Origin of the sequence: Pseudanabaena sp. lw0831, from assembly GCF_016584665.1 — a bacterium.
GTDB lineage: Bacteria > Cyanobacteriota > Cyanobacteriia > Pseudanabaenales > Pseudanabaenaceae > Pseudanabaena.
The window spans coordinates 14,956-31,669 of sequence record NZ_BBJB01000011.1 but is presented as its reverse complement, the minus strand read 5'-3'; the positions used below and the strand labels follow the sequence as shown (position 1 = coordinate 31,669).

General features: G+C 43.0%; 19 protein-coding genes and 1 CRISPR repeat array. Of the genes, 15 read left to right on the top strand and 4 right to left on the bottom strand.

What is annotated here, in order from left to right; all coding sequences use genetic code 11:
• The 9 genes from APA_RS02480 to APA_RS02435 all read left to right on the top strand — a co-directional run.
• Nucleotides 1–551 (top strand): IS630 family transposase (locus APA_RS02480; RefSeq protein ID WP_201320743.1); only part of this gene is annotated, 551 nt, incomplete at its 5' end.
• A complete protein-coding gene (locus tag APA_RS02475) occupies nucleotides 544–789 on the top strand; it encodes a hypothetical protein (protein WP_201320742.1) in 246 nt (81 codons plus the stop codon). The genes APA_RS02480 and APA_RS02475, both read left to right, overlap by 8 nt.
• The gene (locus APA_RS02470) at nucleotides 774–1,859 is read left to right on the top strand and encodes a type III-B CRISPR module-associated Cmr3 family protein (protein ID WP_201320741.1); all 1,086 of its coding nucleotides are present in this window, start codon (nucleotides 774–776) and stop codon (nucleotides 1,857–1,859) included. The genes APA_RS02475 and APA_RS02470 overlap by 16 nt, the downstream gene beginning before the upstream one ends.
• Nucleotides 1,859–2,689: an RAMP superfamily CRISPR-associated protein gene (locus APA_RS02465; RefSeq protein WP_201320740.1), complete on the top strand. Its 831-nt coding sequence runs from the start codon at nucleotides 1,859–1,861 to the stop codon at nucleotides 2,687–2,689. Before APA_RS02470 ends, APA_RS02465 begins: the two co-directional genes overlap by 1 nt.
• Nucleotides 2,689–3,087: a hypothetical protein gene (locus tag APA_RS02460; RefSeq protein ID WP_201320739.1), complete on the top strand. Its 399-nt coding sequence runs from the start codon at nucleotides 2,689–2,691 to the stop codon at nucleotides 3,085–3,087. Before APA_RS02465 ends, APA_RS02460 begins: the two co-directional genes overlap by 1 nt.
• Before the next feature lie 18 nt (nucleotides 3,088–3,105).
• Nucleotides 3,106–4,821: an RAMP superfamily protein gene (locus APA_RS02455; RefSeq protein ID WP_201320738.1), complete on the top strand. Its 1,716-nt coding sequence runs from the start codon at nucleotides 3,106–3,108 to the stop codon at nucleotides 4,819–4,821.
• A 148-nt stretch (nucleotides 4,822–4,969) separates the two neighbouring features.
• Entirely contained in the window at nucleotides 4,970–6,559 is a 1,590-nt protein-coding gene (locus APA_RS02450) for a hypothetical protein (RefSeq protein WP_201320737.1), read from the top strand.
• 42 nt (nucleotides 6,560–6,601) lie between these two features.
• Nucleotides 6,602–7,951: direct repeats of the CRISPR family, unit length 33 nt; unit sequence CCTACTCGCTAGGGGACGCGATCGATTGGAAAC.
• Between the two features lie 51 nt (nucleotides 7,952–8,002).
• On the top strand, nucleotides 8,003–8,305 hold the full coding sequence (locus tag APA_RS02445) for a hypothetical protein (RefSeq protein ID WP_201320736.1): 303 nt from the start codon (nucleotides 8,003–8,005) through the stop codon (nucleotides 8,303–8,305).
• Nucleotides 8,306–9,559: 1,254 nt separating this feature from the next.
• Nucleotides 9,560–9,805 carry a hypothetical protein gene (locus APA_RS02435; protein WP_201320734.1) on the top strand — a complete coding sequence of 82 codons (246 nt, stop codon included), beginning with the start codon at nucleotides 9,560–9,562 and terminating at the stop codon, nucleotides 9,803–9,805.
• A 496-nt stretch (nucleotides 9,806–10,301) separates the two neighbouring features.
• Here APA_RS02435 and APA_RS02430 read toward each other — a convergent pair whose 3' ends face one another.
• The gene (locus APA_RS02430) at nucleotides 10,302–11,000 is read right to left on the bottom strand and encodes a Uma2 family endonuclease (protein WP_201320733.1); all 699 of its coding nucleotides are present in this window, start codon (nucleotides 10,998–11,000) and stop codon (nucleotides 10,302–10,304) included.
• Nucleotides 11,001–11,059: 59 nt separating this feature from the next.
• On the opposite strand from APA_RS02430, the gene APA_RS25400 reads away from it, so the two are divergent.
• From APA_RS25400 to APA_RS02420, 3 genes are all read left to right on the top strand, one after another.
• Nucleotides 11,060–11,194, top strand: a complete 135-nt coding sequence (locus tag APA_RS25400; RefSeq protein ID WP_268961854.1) for a hypothetical protein — start codon at nucleotides 11,060–11,062, stop codon at nucleotides 11,192–11,194.
• A 116-nt stretch (nucleotides 11,195–11,310) separates the two neighbouring features.
• The gene (locus tag APA_RS02425) at nucleotides 11,311–11,892 is read left to right on the top strand and encodes a Uma2 family endonuclease (protein ID WP_201320732.1); all 582 of its coding nucleotides are present in this window, start codon (nucleotides 11,311–11,313) and stop codon (nucleotides 11,890–11,892) included.
• 202 nt (nucleotides 11,893–12,094) lie between these two features.
• The gene (locus APA_RS02420; RefSeq protein ID WP_201320731.1) at nucleotides 12,095–12,676 is read left to right on the top strand and encodes a hypothetical protein; all 582 of its coding nucleotides are present in this window, start codon (nucleotides 12,095–12,097) and stop codon (nucleotides 12,674–12,676) included.
• Between the two features lie 254 nt (nucleotides 12,677–12,930).
• On the opposite strand, the gene APA_RS02415 is transcribed toward APA_RS02420, so the two are convergent.
• Nucleotides 12,931–13,194, bottom strand: coding sequence for a BolA family protein (locus APA_RS02415; protein WP_201320730.1), 264 nt, complete (start codon nucleotides 13,192–13,194; stop codon nucleotides 12,931–12,933).
• A 144-nt stretch (nucleotides 13,195–13,338) separates the two neighbouring features.
• Between APA_RS02415 and xth the strand changes: the two genes are divergently transcribed.
• Together xth and APA_RS02405 are read left to right on the top strand one after the other, a co-directional pair.
• The gene (gene xth / locus APA_RS02410) at nucleotides 13,339–14,130 is read left to right on the top strand and encodes an exodeoxyribonuclease III (protein WP_201320729.1); all 792 of its coding nucleotides are present in this window, start codon (nucleotides 13,339–13,341) and stop codon (nucleotides 14,128–14,130) included.
• Between the two features lie 89 nt (nucleotides 14,131–14,219).
• The gene (locus tag APA_RS02405; protein WP_201320728.1) at nucleotides 14,220–14,666 is read left to right on the top strand and encodes a pentapeptide repeat-containing protein; all 447 of its coding nucleotides are present in this window, start codon (nucleotides 14,220–14,222) and stop codon (nucleotides 14,664–14,666) included.
• Nucleotides 14,667–14,690: 24 nt separating this feature from the next.
• Here APA_RS02405 and APA_RS02400 read toward each other — a convergent pair whose 3' ends face one another.
• On the bottom strand, nucleotides 14,691–15,185 hold the full coding sequence (locus tag APA_RS02400) for a GNAT family N-acetyltransferase (RefSeq protein WP_201320727.1): 495 nt from the start codon (nucleotides 15,183–15,185) through the stop codon (nucleotides 14,691–14,693).
• A 34-nt stretch (nucleotides 15,186–15,219) separates the two neighbouring features.
• Nucleotides 15,220–16,044: a hypothetical protein gene (locus tag APA_RS02395; RefSeq protein ID WP_201320726.1), complete on the bottom strand. Its 825-nt coding sequence runs from the start codon at nucleotides 16,042–16,044 to the stop codon at nucleotides 15,220–15,222.
• 169 nt (nucleotides 16,045–16,213) lie between these two features.
• Here APA_RS02395 and APA_RS02390 point away from each other — a divergent pair, with 169 nt between their 5' ends.
• Nucleotides 16,214–16,618 (top strand): MAPEG family protein, encoded by a 405-nt coding sequence (locus APA_RS02390; RefSeq protein WP_201320725.1) that lies wholly within the window; start codon nucleotides 16,214–16,216, stop codon nucleotides 16,616–16,618.
• The last annotated feature ends 96 nt before the right edge of the window (nucleotides 16,619–16,714 follow it).

The following is a 16,714-nucleotide window of genomic DNA, read 5'->3' as shown; positions in this document are numbered from 1 at the left end:
ATAGAGAGAAACAGCAACAACTCACCGAATTGCTTGAACAGGAAATGCAGGGCAAAATCGATTTGCGATATCTTGATGAAAGTGGCTTTTCTTTGACTCCACCGATTCCCTATGCTTGGCAAGAGAAAGGACTGGGTTTAAGCCTACCCAGTCAACGTAGTAAGCGGTTAAATGTCGTGGGGTTGATGAATCGAAACAATGACTTATCTGCTTATGTTTTTGAACGTAGTATCACCAGTGCAGTCATTCTCGCTTGTATTGATGACTTTGCTCGCCAATCTACCAAGCCTACTGTGATTGTTATGGATAAAGCCTCTATTCACACCAGTCAAATGATTAATGAAAAACTGGAGGAGTGGAAAAGTCAGCAAGTCGAGATTTTTCTGTTGCCTCCTTATAGTCCCCAGTTAAACTTGATTGAAATTTTATGGCGGTTTATGAAATATGAGTGGATTGAACTAAATGCATATGAATCTTGGGAAAGTTTAGTCTCATATGTTGAAAAAGTTCTTCGAGAGTTTGGTTCAAAATATGTAATTAATTTTGCTTAACTACTTATATACCGATCTGGCGCAACTCAAAGCTCGTCATGCGATTCCACCTGCTACTGCTGAAACAGTTAATGATGCGATCGCGCTTAATTTATTTGGATTGTATTTCGGTAAAGGTAATCAGGAAATGCTCTCTCAACAACGCGGACAAATCACTGGGTCTGAAGATCCCAAATCGATGATCGAATGGATTGATGGCATGATTAAAGTAGGGTGGCAGTTATGTTCAAATTCTTAATTGTGATTCGTCCGTTGGGCTTGCTCTATGGCAGTGCTGGCGCATTTCTATCTCCTGAAAACTTAGTTGGACGCTCTGGTGCAAAATTTCCACCTGATGCGGGGACGCTTTCGGGATTGATTTTGGCAACGAATCAGGAGCAGAGGTTTACCGATCATCAAGAGCTAAAAACTAATCTGGCTGTGGCTGGAGCATTTTGGGCAGAGTCAGATTATCCTGAAAACTTCTTTGTGCCAATTCCGCGATCGCGCATTGTGGGTGAGAAGAATAAGGATTTTGATGAATGGGCGCTAACCAATAACAAATGGGAGCGTCAACATCCTGATCTCGATCCTGAATATCAATGGCAGAGTATTAATTCTTGGCACAAGCAAACCCCACAGCTAAAGCGCCCTGAAAAAGGCAAGTTGAATGATGTTGGCAAAACTCCTTGGGAATTCATGCCGATTTTGCATCCCTATCTCAAGGATGATGAGAAACATGTGCGCGATCGCGATGGATTGTTTTTAGAGAATGCTGTGCAGATGCGTGAAGATAGCTGTTTGGTTTATCTCTCGACGCATAAACTGCCTGACGGTTGGTATCGCTTTGGTGGTGAAAATCACATTGTCGAAATCACCAGTCAGGCAATTACAGAGCATAGTTCGATCTGCAAACTACTGAAGCAAAAAATCGGGCGGAGTTTTGCGCTGATTACGCCTGCGGTGTGGGGAAGCAACAATCTATCAACTCGCTATCCTAACGATGTGCGCTTTAGCAACAAGCGTCCTGAGATGCTGACTGATCGCCCTGAGCCTTGGCGTTATCGCGTGGGTAAAGGCGAGGCGCAAAATAAACCCGCCAGTAGGCTGAGCATTGGTCGCTATGCTGTGCCTGCGGGAACGGTTTATGTGGTCAAACATCCCCTCGATCTCACTTGGTGGGAATTCCCGCCTGAGTGGGTTGCATCGGGTGAGGGGCTACCGTTGCGGCAGTTTGGTTGTGGTTTGTGTTTACCTGTGGAAATCAAAATCGAACCTAAAGCTGAGCCTAGAGTTGACCAAAAAATTAAACAAAAAGGAGAGGATTAATGTACAAAAAAGCCTATGGAATTATTGAAACCCTTGCGCCTTTGCATGTTGGCGCTGCCGCAGGTGAGGAGTCTGGTAATCTCAATTTGATTTTTCGCGATCAATTTACGCAGACAGGGATTATTGCAGGGAGTTCAATTCGGGGACGCTTTCGGGCGGATATGCGCGAGACGGATAAGGGTTCAGAGAATACATGGTACGGACATGAATCTGTAGAGGGTAGACCTGATGGCGGGACTACGGAAGCGATCGTCAAATTTGAATATGCTTCGCTGGTTTGGTTGCCTGTATTTTGTCCCGGACAGCCTGTAGTTTGGATTAGTTGCCCAAGATTGCTCAAGCGCTACAAACTGATTACGGGATCTACAGACGTTATTCCAAAACCTTACACATCGGCGAAAACTCTGCGGGGTCGTCAAATTAGCGATCGCGGTACTGCTAAACAAATCCTATTTTTCAACCTTGGATTTATGGAAATCGAGCAGCAAATCGAAGCCGAAGCAATGCAGAAATGGATTCCTACTGGTGCAGATTTGGCGGTTGAGAGTTTGGTGGTGGTTGGCGATAACGATATTGCGATGTTGCATGACATGGCTTTGTATCGCCAGAGTCGCATCAAGATGATGGACGATATGAAAAAGGTGGATGGAGGAGCCTTTTTTAATGTTGAGGCTTTGCCAGAGGGAAGCGTTTTAATATTTCCGATCGCTTTGAAGCAGTCAGGCTGGAAACCTTTTGTTAATGGTGATTCACAGGATATGTATTTTGGTGGTTTGGAGTCGGTTGGCTTTGGTCGTTGTAATGTCACACTTGCAGGAGAGTATCAGTAATGGCTTGGAAAACCTATGATTTGGATCGCATTGCTCAGAAGCTGGTTCTAGATGCGAAAGAACGTGACAAAGATTCTTTGGGGCAAGCCTTTAAGATGCGTGTAGCTGTGGCTTATGGCTTAGAGCGTTTCTGGGGTGAGCATTTGCGCTTGCAAGATAAAGAGCCGAAAAAAGCTAAGTATTGGAACGAGACATGGAATCAGCTTGTGGCGGTGATGGTAAAAGCAGGAGTGAAAATTCCTAACGATCCTGTAAAGGCAGAAGATGCTAAGGCTGTCCGAGCTATGGCAGAAAAACTGTGGGAAATAGACATCCAAGATCAACGGGTGGCGATGGCTGTGCTGACGCAACTTTGTGACTGTCTGGTTTGGTGGACTCAGCGCTATAAGAAAAAATAGTTTTTAGGGACTAAAAAAATGTCAAATATTCCCGATGCTTATAGAAAAGTGCCGATGATGTTTCAGGCGCAAACGAATGGGCGCTGTCAGTTGCAACGTCTTGATCCAGAGCGCAAAAAGGATGGCGATTCGCAAGATGCTGAGATCTGGTGTGAAGAGTGGACAAGTGAAACTTATCCTGTTGCGCCGATATTTGATGAGCCAGTCAAAACGCAGGAATATACGATTAGTTGGCGATTTGTGACGAATTCAGGTCAGGATGATGGCGTGATTCGTCCTGTTATTGGTGCGTCTGGCTATCCCTTTTACCCAGGTTCGAGTATGAAGGGGGCTTTTCGTCAGGCTTGCAAGCGGTTATTTAGCGATCGCCTTGGTAAATATTGTGGTCAGGAGATTTCTAAAGGAGACTTCTCCCCAGGGATTTTGCGATTTCATGGTGGTTATCCTACAGACGATAGTTGGTGTGATGGGTTGGTTGATTTGGTTCACCCACAGCAAGAACGCCAAGTTATGAGTAGTACTGCCAAAAGCAGTGCTTTTATCCAGATTTCGCTCTATCAACCGACAATTCAGTTTGGGATTTCGGCTTCGGAGGAGCTTGAGGAGTCTGAGTGGGATGAGATCTGGCAAATTTGGGAAGCGGCAATGGGTCGTGGGATTGGTTGTCGGGTTTCCGCAGGTTATGGTCATCGCGATCAATTAAAGGGTGAGTTGTTGTATCCGCCGCATCTATTGAAAGGACAGGGGATGGCATCAAAGCGTTTAGATGAATCTGGCGAGTTTCGTCCCAATATTTTTCGGGCGGCGATTCGTGGTCATGCGTTGCGGATTTTTGGTGGTTTGACGGATGCAGAGACAGCAAAGAGTGAAGTCGAGAGAATTTTTGGTGGTGTTTCAGGGCATGGTGTATGGGGCTTATTGATGATGAACTTTGTCACAACCAGCCTTGATGAGAAATTATTTGGTAATGGTCAATGGGAAGTGCCTAGCTATAAGGTAGAAGGCGAACTCGGTTGGCTATTGTCGCAAGATATTTCAGAAGAACATAAGGCGGCTTTAAAAAATCTGATTTTGCATCTGAATCAGTTTGCGATGATTTTTGGTGGTTTCGGGAAGTCATGGCGCAGAGCCGATCATCATTTGTTTTATGAGGAATATTACGAAGAGACTAACTACAGGAAGCCGTTAATTGGTTGTCATTGGCAATGGAAAGGGCGTTATCTCCGTGATGTTCAGGTTGATGACCTTGATCATATTTCTTCTTTTTTAAAGCGGTTGCAAAGTGTAGCTAAAATCTGGCTAAAACTGCAAGGCGTAAAAGTTGGGACAAGCTATGCAGATAATTGGCGAGAGTCATGGCACGTTGATAATGTGCAGGTTTGGGGCAAGCTTGCGGATGACAATGATAGTTCTGAAGCGATTCATTGGTTGCATAGACCTTATCAGGAGAAAGATGCTAGAGCGCGTATTGATAAACTACAGATTAAGGGATCTTCTGTGACGGGGAAGATTGGACAGATTGGGCGGCTATGGCATCGGATGTATCCTGTGGTGAAAATAAGTACCGATCCTAATGATGCAACCAAGAAGATTATAAAGAAGACAAAGCAATATATGGAACTGTTAACGATTTTTCCTAACGATTCAGATGAATGTACTAATTTTCTGGATTTTCTTGCTGATCGCCAACAGTTTGAACAGCTATGGGGCAAGCCTTGGGAAGAAATAGAATAGAGTTGGGCATAAGTAGGAAGGCTTAATTTTTGTAGGATGTGTTAGTGCAACGTAACGAATCTAGTTGATGAAGATGATGGGTTACGCTGTCGCTAACCCATCCTACGGTTGACTGTAGTTTTTTTGTAAATCTTGGAGCTTAAGCAAGATGTCTGTAGTTTGGATTGTGACGACGGGTAATAGTGATGTCAAGCTGACAGATGATACTGGCTGGGGTGCTTTGCGGATTAAAAAAATGGAGCAGTTATATCCCTGTGAGAATGAATTTGCTCCAACAGAAGAGAGTAATAGTGATTTGTTGGCTTTGTCTGCAAGAGTATTAGGAATTGTCTATGGTGATGCAATTGAGACATATTGGGATCGTTTGACTTTTCCTTTGTTGGATGGCTTTTGTCAGGAGTTTAAGACTGATAAAAAGAATAAGCCCGATCGCATTATTGTTTTGCTGACCGATCAGGAGGCGATTTTTGATGCTTATAGTCGCGGTGATGCTGCTTGTCCTTATTGGCAGGATACATATACGCTTCAGCCAATTTTGAAGCATTATTTTACGCAGGTGTTTGGTGAAAAGTTTGCTAATGAAAAGCTTGAATTTTCGGTTTTGAAGCCGCAACAGAGGACGGATGGGTTAGATGATTGGGATGCGACGTTGACGCTAGTAAAGGCGGAGTTGACGAGGTGGGAAGAAAACAAGTGGATTTCTAAGAGCGATCGCGTGATTGTGAGTCATCAGGCGGGGACTCCTGCTATTTCTTCGGCGGTGCAGCTAACTTGTTTGATTCGCTTTGGTAAAAAGGTGGAATTTCTGGTTAGCAGCGAGTTAGATCCAGATAAGACGAAGTTTTTAAAGGGTTCCTCCTATTTTGAGACCTTGCAATTTAAGAAGTTAGAGGATTTGCTGGCAAGGGATGATTATGCTGGGGTGGCTAGTGTTGTGGACAGTCTGGGTTTAGAAGACTCTGTGCTAAAGGTGAAGTTGGATCATTTGCTCGAACTGGCGAAGTTGTGGAGTGCGGCTAAGTTTGATGAGTTTGCGAACAGGATGGGATTGGTGACACCTAGCCGAGTTAGGGAATGGTGGTGGAAGGGTTATGAGATGGCTTATTTGGCTGTGGTGAGGATGAAAAATGGCGATCCGACTGAGGCGCTTTTTCATAGTGTGAGAGCGATCGAGGGGTTGATTTGTGAATGGGCGATCGCAACTCATGCTTCTAATATTCACTACAGTTTCATTAAATTGGATCGTAATGGTAATCCTGCGCTTGATCCAAGAGGTAGTAAAATTCGAGAATATGATTCTAGTCGTTATCGTGGTGATAAAGAAGGCTCACCAATTGCAAAACGTACTATTGATTCTAGATTTGAAAATGCTCTGAGGTATCAAAATCAGAAAGATGATTTAAGCCGTAATAGGCTTGGTTTGTATGGGCGAGTTCTCTATACGCTATTTGAATCTACTTTTGAACCGAATTCACGGTTAACAGGTCATCCAATTTCGATTGTTTGGGAACAGTTAGCGGATGAACGCAACGAGTTATTTCATCGGTTGAGGGGAATGACTCCTCAAGAGGTTTATGAGGCTTGGGGTAAAGGTAATCAAGAGCAATGGACAAAGGTTTTACTTGATTGTTTAAATTTAGTTGCTGGTCAGTCTTTTGTGTCCTTAAAATCTGCTAGTTTGATGTCACAGGTGTATAAGGATTTGGAGGAGGTGATTAAGGCGATCGCTTCTTATTAGCTGATGAGTTGTTGCCAGTTTTGGCAGTATCAAAATTAGTCTCCTACACGCTAGGGGACGCGATCCATTGGAAACGATTCAGAATTGAAAATTTTAGATCTAGAATCAAAATTCTCCTACTCGCTAGGGGACGCGATCGATTGGAAACTTGCGATCGCCAGTTTTCTCCCGACATTCAATGCATTCCCCTACTCGCTGGGGGACGCGATCGATTGGAAACAGAAAGCAAGCTCGATGATTTTCCTCATCCTCATATGTACCCTACTCTCTAGGGGACGCGATCGATTGGAAACCAACAGACAGAGTGAGTAACAGCGTAGGCACATGATTTCTCCTACTCGCTAGGGGACGCGATCGATTGGAAACGCATAAAGCCCTGCGGTTTGCTCTGGGAAAGCTTTGCCCCCTACTCGCTAGGGGATGCGATCGATTGGAGACGCAATAGACTGGACTGTAGTGATGGTACGTTCACCAATTCCCCTACTCGCTAGGTGACGTGATCGATTGGAAACACAATCTGCGGCTGGATTACATACCGTGCAATGTATTTCCCTACTCGCTAGGGGACGCGATCGATTGGAAACATGAGTGGATTTTGGACTGTCCTTTGAGGTACTGTGCATCCCCTACTCGCTAGGGGACGCGATCGATTGGAAACGTTATATTGATTTCAGCTTGTGTGCGGTAACTGTCTTCTTCTCCTACTCGCTAGGGGATACGATCGATTTGAAAGATGTCCTCGGCTTTGAATCCCCAAGCGTGAGCCTGAAATCCCCTACTTGCTGGGGGCGCGATCGATTGAAAACCCTATTAGGTAGCCCATGTCATCACCGCAAACGTATGAAACTCCTACTCGCTAGGGGATGCGATCAATTGGAAACGAAACAGTAAACGTAATAAATCCTGTATTTCCGTTCACAAATCTCCTACTCGCTAGGGGACGCGATTGATTGGAAACGCTACTGCTTGACGGGTATCAAAGTGCTTGATTACATCCCCTACTCGCTAGGGGACGCGATTGATTGGAAACTAATATGTCTCAGTCGCAGGACTTACATAAGTATAATCCCCTACTCGCTAGGGGACGCGATCGATTGGAAACCACGCTCTTGCATAGTCGCGACTGAGTTCAAATATCTCTCCTACTCGCTAGGGGACGCGATCGATTGGAAACTTTACTTCATGCTGGCTAGATAGCCTAGCTAATGGGTCTCCTACTCGCTAGGGGATGCGATCAATTGGAAACGCCAGTTTCATGAAGTCAGGTGTTTCGTTCAGGAAATCCCCTACTCGCTAGGGGACGCGATCGATTGGAAACTTATCAAACCAAGACTCATTAATCTTGTCTGTGAAGTATCTCCTACTCGTTAGGGGACGCGATCGATTGGAAACTGAAAAACTGGGTTACAGTTGTACGCACTACGTCATTTTGAGGAGGATTTTATGAGAGTCGGTACACTGATTGTTTGTTGCATGGCGCTGCTGATGCTGGCTGGGTGCGCTAAGAGCAAAGAAGCCTATGAAAAGAGTTTTAAAGACTCTTTCAAGACAAGCTTTGACAAATCCTGCACCCAGAGTGCCATGAAGGGCGGTCTCAAGGAGGACAAAGCAAAGTCTAAATGCGATTGCGTGAGTACCTATCTGGTGGGTAAATATTCATCTATTGAGCTTACCAAGCTGTCCACGGCAACGGAATCCACCCCCAGTAAGCAAATTTTTGATGAAGCCATTAACTCCTGCAAATAGTCTCCCCTACTCGCTAGGGGAAGCGATCAATTGGAAACTGGGACACATCTGAGCAATAGATTTCAGGCAGATCATTCTCCTACTCGCTAGGGGAAGCGATCAATTGGAAACTCAGGCTTAAACACGATGACTTGTACCATTGTGTCAGGTTCCCCTACTCGCTAGGGGACGCGATCGATTGGAAACAAAACTACCTTAATTGAAACCTAACAACCTTTCTTTGATTTCTCCTACTCGCTAGGGGACGTGATCGCTTGGAAACATTACTTTCCACATCTTTGCTGGCACTGCAATTTTGCTCCCCTACTCGCTAGGGGACGCGATCGATTGGAAAAGCTGTGTGTACAATTACGCAGTGGTCTGGACGATAATCTCCTACTTGTTAGGGGATGAGATCGATTGGAAACATCTATGTCCATGCTTCTTGAGCCTGAAAATTGTCCTCTCCTACTCGCTAGGGGATGCGATCGATTGGAAACGCCTCATCAATCAGTGCCGATACTTTCTTGGTATCAACTCTCCTACTCGCTAGGGGACGCGATCGATTGGAAACAACACCTTCTTCTCTTCCTTTGAAGCATTCCAGAAAGGTGTCTCCTACTCGCTAGGGGACGCGATCGATTAGAAATAGCTCGCACTTCACATTTTGAAAAGCTGCAAAATTTGGTCTCCTACTTATTAGGGGAAGCGATCGATTGGAAACATAAAATAGTACCGCTTATAGTAAAGCCGAGGTAATTGTCTCCTACTCGCTAGGAGACGCGATCAATTGGAAACGTATTCCCATTAGGGAAAGTGTAAAGCGCTTGATATCTGTCCCCTACTCGCTAGGGGACGCGATCGATTGGAAACACGACTTTTGGACAGAATACGTGAAACTCCTTGTTGTTTCTCCTACTCGCTAGGGGATGCGATCGATTGGAAACAGCATTGTTAGAAAGTGTCATGATTTTGATCTCTTGAGTCTCCTACTCGCTAGGGGACGCGATCGATTGGAAACGGTTGCATAACATCACATACCCCTTGGTTAGCGTTAGTTCTCCTACTTGTTAGGGGATGCGATCGATTGGAAATCGATGAGTATAATGTATAATTTTTAGCAGGTTTACATACTGTATCTCCTAACCGCTAAGAGTCTGGATCAATTAAAACCCTAGAACGAAAAGCGATGAGTTGACAGTTTTAAGTTAATTAAACCTCTCAACAACTGAAAAGAATAATCTTTGTTATGCATCAACAACATCTTGAGAACTTATGGATAATAGAACATTGAGAGTAGCCATTGGGATTGGATCTGTGACATTTTTGAGCTTATTTGGATTTGCTTGGTGGAATGCCAATCAGTTAAGTATTGCTCAGGATCGGATTAAAATTCTTGCTACCTGTATCAAACGTCTGGATCAAGGTCTGAGTTCTGGTTCTCCTTTTGATATACCAGGCGTTTATCTGGATTGGAAAGGTGAAAAATGCGAGGAAGCCAAAGAGATTGCCAAACAATAAACCCGAATTAAATCACCTTCCTAAGCCTAGATACTCGTTTATGTTCTGACAAAGTTGCCTTATAATCTGAATTTGGATTCTATAGAATGTAATCGATTGAAAACTAACCTTTCTCTTACCAAGGGAAAATGCATTGATTCCTCTACGCTCTAGATACCAAGATTAATTAGGAACTCCAAGATTTACTTTGTATTGGAGTTTTCTTCTTTTCTTTTACTTGCTAGAGAATGCGAGCATTTAGAAACATTAAGCGACCTTATCTTTGAAATTTTTGCCAGCGCTAAATCTCCTAATCACTAGAGGAAGCGATCGCCTAGTGGCTTGTTCTCAGGTAACTGTGGCAAGACATTAAACATTAAGGCGATCGCCTAAACAAAAAAGCAGTCCGTCAAACAGGCTGCTTTTTTGTTGATTGCTTACCCACTCGAACAGGCGATCGCTTGAAAACAACTTACAATTTTTATTACAATGAGAAAATTTATTCCCATTAAAACTATCAGCCACTAGGCAATTCACCGAAGCGATCGCGATATTGCTGTAATAAAGCTTGGGCTTCAGCGAGTTTTTGAGTCACTTGGTTGGCGCGATCGCGTTCTTGCTCTAGTAATTGATTGACCTCAATGTATGAGTAAAATTTTGTACCATCAGGTTTGTAGAGTTGAAGGCGATCTGTAGATGTGTCAAAGCGGACTCCGAGGCGGGGGCTTATCCAGTTTTCGGATTGAGCGATCGGTTCTAGTCCTTCGCTAGTGCGAATCCAGATGTCGAGAAGATTGGTTTCAGGATCGTAGAGATAATATTCTTCAACCTTGTGGCGATCGAAGAAGAGAAGCTTTTTACTCATTTCAAGGCGATCGTTACTGGGAGAGAGAATCTCAAAGACGACTTGAGGGGCGATGTTGTCTTCTTCCCATTGGCGATAGGAACCGCGCTCGCTTAGCGTCGCCTCTGGCGATTCGCCTTTGGGACGACCGAAAACCGCCATGACATCAGGGGCAGTGACAATTTTGGACTGTCCTTGAACGGGATACCAGAAAAGGTCGCCTGCAATGAAGACGTTAGGTTCGTTGATATAGAGTAGATCTAAACCTTTTTTGATTTCAACGATGAGTTCAAACTGTTTGGTATTGTCTGCCATTGGCTTACCATCGCTGTCAGGGTAGATGATTTCAGGTTTGCTGATTTGACTGACCATGATGGTTGTCTCCTGAACTGGTGTTTGGATTGTTTTGATTATAGTGGAGATTTTTCGATGTGTTTACGAAATTTGATAGCGACGATCAGTATCCCTTACTCGCTAGAGGAGGCTTACGCCTCACAAAAAAGCAGTCTGTCAAACAGGCTGCTTTTTTGTTGATTTCTTACTCACTCGAAAAGGCGATCGTCTAAAAACTGTAAAACAAACCTTCTGATAAAATATAGCTGAGGCTCAGTTGGCATAATTGCGAGAATATCCTCAATAAATTAGGAACGCATCAACTTTTTTGCAAAAAAGGAGTACTAAAATGACTACAGTGATTCAATCGCCAGTGATAGAGACAGTCACATCACAGCGAATGACATTGGCAGAATTTTTGACAAGCCCTGAGTCGGATCAGAATTATGAATTTATCGACGGTCAAGCCATAAGAAAGATGTCGCCAAAAAGATTTCATGCTACCCTTCAGGGTGTTTTGTATCGGTACTTGGGGGATTTGTTTGAGGGTAAAGGTTATGTTTATCCTGAATGGGGGATAGTGCTAACACGCAATGGACAAGATTGGTGTCCCGTGCCTGATTTGACCTATATTTCGATAGAACGATTGCCTAGTGATGTCGGGAATGAAATGGGTCCAATACCGCCTGAGTTAGTGATTGAGATTATGTCAGAGGGACAGACTTTTAAGGAATTTGTGGCGAAGGCTGGTGATTATTTGAAGGCTGGGATATTACGAGTATGGGTTATCGATCCGATTAACAGAACTTTCACTGTATTCTATCCCGATCGCCCTCCAGAGACTTATCAAGGCGATCGTCTATTAACCGATGAGTTATTCCCATATTTGGCAGTGACTACTGAGCAGTTTTTTGTAAAAGCAAGGATTTGAAAATCCCCGAATGGGGCAACTTTCTGCTAAAAACGAGCCAAATTTGGGATTGTCTTCTACTCTCTAGAGGACATGTTCTTGGAAACATTACAAAAAATCCAACGTCATCAAAATGATTACTATCTAGTTTCTAATCGCTAGATTTGCTATTGATTAGGAACTAGATAGGATTACTAAAATCATTAATGTAGTCAAGATAAACATGCAAAACTTCTCTAATATAAAAATCAATATTACTCAAAAGAGAATCTTCGCTTCCTTGATGTTAAGCACCTTGCTATCTATAGCTGGTGGATTGAATCGGTTCCATAACTCTGCTGCTTTTGCTGATTCGGTCAACATTGAACATGCCCAAAACATTAAAATTAAACCTGTAGTAATCCCTAAAAATCAGTTGCCGCCACCTTTAGATCAGAATGTAGTATTTCGGGAGATTTCTAGTGGTGGCATTACTGGAGCAACCTATCAAACAGTTTTACTCAATAATGGCACATTAATTCGTGTGCGTATTGGTGATATTAACGATTCTGAACGTAGTATTCGTAGAGTCACTTTAGAGCAAGTAAAACAGTTTGAGAAAGTGTTGTATAAACATAAAATCGCTAAATACAACAATCTCAGCTATCCAGCACCTAGAGGTGCTGCTGATTACATTACCTATACTCTTACAAGTAAAGAAGGGACGTTTCAATACAACGACATTTCTCAAAATGGACTGCCGAATAAACTCCAGTCCGTAGTCTCAGTTTGGAAGCAACTTAAAACTAGTGCTAAATCCTTGTAATACAAAAGCACAAAATGGCTACGCCATTTTGTGCTTTTAAAACTCTCACTGGGTTGGTTTTTAATTCACAAAAGTGTAACAACACTTTTGTGAATTGGTATAAATTTGTGAACGGCAAAACCCAAAAAGAGAAAGGCGGAGCTTCGCTCCGCCTTTCTCTTTTTGGGTTTTATGTCCTAACAAGAATAGTGATAAATATATTTCTGCGAGAGGGTTCGCATAGTGAATCCTCTCGAAATTATTCCGAACTGAATTTAGTTAACCTGAACCTGCATACTTTGCCATTGAGAAAGGCTGTAAGTTTTTAGTTGCAATGCATGGATTGCACCCGTATCGAGATGCTCCTGAATTGCGCCATATACCAATTTGTGTTGCTTAATCATCGATAAGCCTTCAAACTGCTCCGCAACTACGATCGCAGAAAAGTGTTGACCATCCTGATTAGGATCTTCAACTTGAACTTTGGCGTTAGGCAAAGCAGCGCTAATTAATTCGGCAATATTATTATGGGAAATCATGCTGGACAAACTCAAAATGTACAAAAATCTAATTGGGCTTTTCACATTGTGCCATATCAAGAGAGTAGAAAAACCAGCCGACAATGATAGGATGGATGGCGCAAAGCGCCGCCTATCTTAACTTATTTTTGAAATAAAGATTTAATGAAAATCGCAACTTGGAATGTAAACTCAGTACGTACAAGGATTACCCATGTTTGTGATTGGCTACAAGCAAATCCTGAAGTCGATCTGTTGTGTTTACAAGAAACAAAAGTCGTAGATGCTGACTTTCCGCATACACCATTTACAGATTTAGGCTACCAGACTCACATTTATGGTCAGAAATCCTATAACGGCGTAGCAATTATTGCGCGATCGCCTGTTGAGGATATACAAACTGGTTTTGCCTCAGTATTAGGCGACATCTCAGAACCCAGCCTAGATGACCAAAAACGCTTGATCACCTGTAGATTTGGCGATACCCAAATCGTGAATATGTATGTGCCCAATGGCTCAGAAGTGGGCAGCGAGAAATATGAATACAAGTTGCGCTGGCTGAAATTATTAAAATCATATTTGCAAGCATTGTTGGCAAAAAACACCAACGTGTTGATTTGTGGCGACTTTAATGTCGCGATCGCCGATCTGGATATTTATGATCCTAAGGGTCGCGAAAACAAAGTGATGTCCACAGATATTGAGCGTGAGGCTCTTGCCGAAGTCTTAAATCTTGGGTTTAAAGATATATTTCGGAAGTTTGAATCTGACGGCGGGTACTATAGTTGGTGGGATTATCGTTCTGGAGGTTTTCAACGCAATCGTGGTTGGCGGATTGATTATCATTTTTTGACAGAAGCTCTCTATGAAAGAGCTACAGCCTGTGCGATCGATCCTGAGCCTCGGAAGCTCACTCAACCCAGCGATCACACTCCTGTAATTGTGACAATTGATTAGTTACTCCCTTCTCAGTGAATAATTAGTGATGCGCGGCGAAGCCGTACATCACTAATTATTCACTATAGTATAGATAAAAATTCTGAACTATGAAATACCGTATTTTTTTAGCGATCGTGCTACTTATATTGTTTTTGTTCCCCTTGACAGCATGGGCTGCAAATCCTAGCCAAGTTGTCCAATTGCAAACCACAAAAAGTTGTCAAGTCTGCGATTTGACTGGAGCTTACCTTCCAGTTAGTAGCTTAGACTATACCTATCTACTTGCCTCCGATCTCAGTCGGGCCAACTTAGTAGGCGCAAGTATCACCTTCTCAAATCTGAGCCGCGCCAATCTCACTGGTGCAAATCTCAGCTATGTCAACTTCAAGCACACAAAGATTTTGCTAGCCAACTTTACCAACGCCATCTTAGATAAAGCTGATCTTACTGAAGCCGATCTCACTAGTGCCAATATTTCAGAAGCACAGTTAGTTAATGCAAAGCTATGTAAGACAGTTTTATCGAATGGATTAATTTCAAATCGCGATTGTTAAATAAAGCGGCGCAAAGCGCCGCTTTTATTGATTAGCCAGTCTTTCTAATGCATCACCATTAACTCGACAGATGCGCCAATCTGGGAGGATTTCTGCACCAATGCTAGTATAAAATGCGATCGCAGGTTCGTTCCAATCTAAAACCGACCACTCAAAACGCCCATATTCTCGCGCTACAGCAATTTGAGCCAGATTGGTAATTAATGCTTTGCCAAGCCCCATACCGCGATATTCCGACAGCACAAAAAGATCTTCTAAATAGATACCGCGACGAGTTAAGAAAGTGGAATAGCTCGTAAAAAATAGCGCAAATTCGACAATCTGTTGATTCGGTTCTATCTCTGCTACGATCGCTTCGATACAAGGTTTTGCACCAAACAAATCTTTTTGTAAGGATTCAATATTACCTGTGACTTTATCAGAGAGATTTTCATAGTCGGCGAGCGCGACAATTAACGAAAAAATGGCAGGAGTATCAGCAATAGTCGCAGGGCGGATCGCAAATTGAACTTGAGTCATAGATTGTAAATACTCACTTTGAATAATTATTCAGCTAAAATAAACGAAATGGAATTGGTCGGGAGGATTTAAAACGCTCGATTTCATCATCCATTTGTGCAGAGATTTCCTCATTACTTTTTAAAGGTAGAGCAGAAGACTGCATCACATTGAGCTTGAGAGTTACCTGTTTGATCATAAGTTGCTGCGCATCAAGGTCAATATCAAGGTTTACTGCATCACTGCCGAGGATTTTGGTGAGTTCATTTTCCACGAGAGATTCGGTTACATTCTCAAGGGTGTGATTGATTAAATCCTGATTTCCTAAAAGCGAGTCTTGCAATAGTTGCTCTAGGTTTTCAAACTTTAGTAATTGCACTAATTTCTCAGCATTTGCTAGAGATTTAGGATCAATGACCTGCGCTAACGCATTAGTCAAATTAAATTTTGATTTTATCTGCTGAATTAAATACTTGGCCTCTGACTTACGCAGTTGGGTGCTCTCCACTAAAGGGAGAATAGATAAAATCGTGTCTGGTAATAAATTCAACAATTTCTCTGGCTGCGCCTTTTGCGCGTAGGCATTGAGCGTATTGAGAACCTGATTTTCTAATGACTGCCGCCATTGCTTTACTTCTTGAACCAACGAATCAGTAGTTGCTTCAATAACAGAAGCTCCAGTTTCTGCTTTAAACTTATCGACGACCTGCTGGATTAAAGCTTCAGCCTGATTTGGCACGATCGCAATGCTTCCCTGTTTTTGCTGAAATGTCAAAATTGAACTCGCGATCGCAAGGAGATCTTCGCGAGAATTAGGCGTTTCAAAGCGATTCACATAGGCTTGAAGACTATCTAACAGCGATCGCTCTGTAACAATCATGGGATACTCCTCGCAAAGTCGCTATTTCCTAGCTGTTTTATAGCATAAGCTTTAGCTTATATGCCAAAAGATAAGTGGTGGCGCATTGCGCCGCCACTTATCTTTTGGGATCTTGCATTGCTATAGCTCTAAAATAGAAAAGGTTTTAGATTGGTTGATCAAACGCACAATGAATTTGACTTTTTCTCCTTCACAGATATTGCTTTATGGTATTGCGATCGCGGCGGGGCTTGTATATTTGCCATATATAGTTGTTGCCTTTGGGCGGGTGAGTATTGGCTATGATATGAACTCACCAAGAGCGATGTTCGATCGCTTGCCAGACTATGCTAAAAGGGCCACATGGGCACACCAAAACTCCTTTGAAGTATTCGCACTCTTCGCAGCAGCAGCGCTTACCGCCTATGTTAGCAATGTCGCGTCTGATCAAACTTCTCTTTATGTCCTTGCTTTTTTGGCAGCAAGATTTTTATTTAGCTTGTTTTACATTCTCGATTTACCTTGGTTGCGATCGCCAATGTGGGGAGTCAGTATGGCATGTATAGGCAGCCTCTTTATTGCCAGCCTCACCTAAGAAAAAAGCGGCGCAAAGCGCTGCTTTTTTCTAGGAACTTACTATTGCTAATATTGCTTTTATCGATTTTTTATTGATTGCCAATGAGATGAGATC

What these genes read in the sequence shown, in the direction of transcription:
- APA_RS02470 (WP_201320741.1), top strand. Translation starts at nt 774, where the DNA reads ATGTTCAAATTCTTAATTGTGATTCGTCCGTTGGGCTTGCTCTATGGC.
- APA_RS02465 (WP_201320740.1), top strand. Translation starts at nt 1,859, where the DNA reads ATGTACAAAAAAGCCTATGGAATTATTGAAACCCTTGCGCCTTTGCAT.
- APA_RS02460 (WP_201320739.1), top strand. Translation starts at nt 2,689, where the DNA reads ATGGCTTGGAAAACCTATGATTTGGATCGCATTGCTCAGAAGCTGGTT.
- APA_RS02455 (WP_201320738.1), top strand. Translation starts at nt 3,106, where the DNA reads ATGTCAAATATTCCCGATGCTTATAGAAAAGTGCCGATGATGTTTCAG.
- APA_RS02450 (WP_201320737.1), top strand. Translation starts at nt 4,970, where the DNA reads ATGTCTGTAGTTTGGATTGTGACGACGGGTAATAGTGATGTCAAGCTG.
- APA_RS02445 (WP_201320736.1), top strand. Translation starts at nt 8,003, where the DNA reads ATGAGAGTCGGTACACTGATTGTTTGTTGCATGGCGCTGCTGATGCTG.
- APA_RS02435 (WP_201320734.1), top strand. Translation starts at nt 9,560, where the DNA reads ATGGATAATAGAACATTGAGAGTAGCCATTGGGATTGGATCTGTGACA.
- APA_RS02430 (WP_201320733.1), bottom strand. Translation starts at nt 11,000, where the DNA reads ATGGTCAGTCAAATCAGCAAACCTGAAATCATCTACCCTGACAGCGAT.
- APA_RS02425 (WP_201320732.1), top strand. Translation starts at nt 11,311, where the DNA reads ATGACTACAGTGATTCAATCGCCAGTGATAGAGACAGTCACATCACAG.
- APA_RS02420 (WP_201320731.1), top strand. Translation starts at nt 12,095, where the DNA reads ATGCAAAACTTCTCTAATATAAAAATCAATATTACTCAAAAGAGAATC.
- APA_RS02415 (WP_201320730.1), bottom strand. Translation starts at nt 13,194, where the DNA reads ATGATTTCCCATAATAATATTGCCGAATTAATTAGCGCTGCTTTGCCT.
- xth (WP_201320729.1), top strand. Translation starts at nt 13,339, where the DNA reads ATGAAAATCGCAACTTGGAATGTAAACTCAGTACGTACAAGGATTACC.
- APA_RS02405 (WP_201320728.1), top strand. Translation starts at nt 14,220, where the DNA reads ATGAAATACCGTATTTTTTTAGCGATCGTGCTACTTATATTGTTTTTG.
- APA_RS02400 (WP_201320727.1), bottom strand. Translation starts at nt 15,185, where the DNA reads ATGACTCAAGTTCAATTTGCGATCCGCCCTGCGACTATTGCTGATACT.
- APA_RS02395 (WP_201320726.1), bottom strand. Translation starts at nt 16,044, where the DNA reads ATGATTGTTACAGAGCGATCGCTGTTAGATAGTCTTCAAGCCTATGTG.
- APA_RS02390 (WP_201320725.1), top strand. Translation starts at nt 16,214, where the DNA reads ATGAATTTGACTTTTTCTCCTTCACAGATATTGCTTTATGGTATTGCG.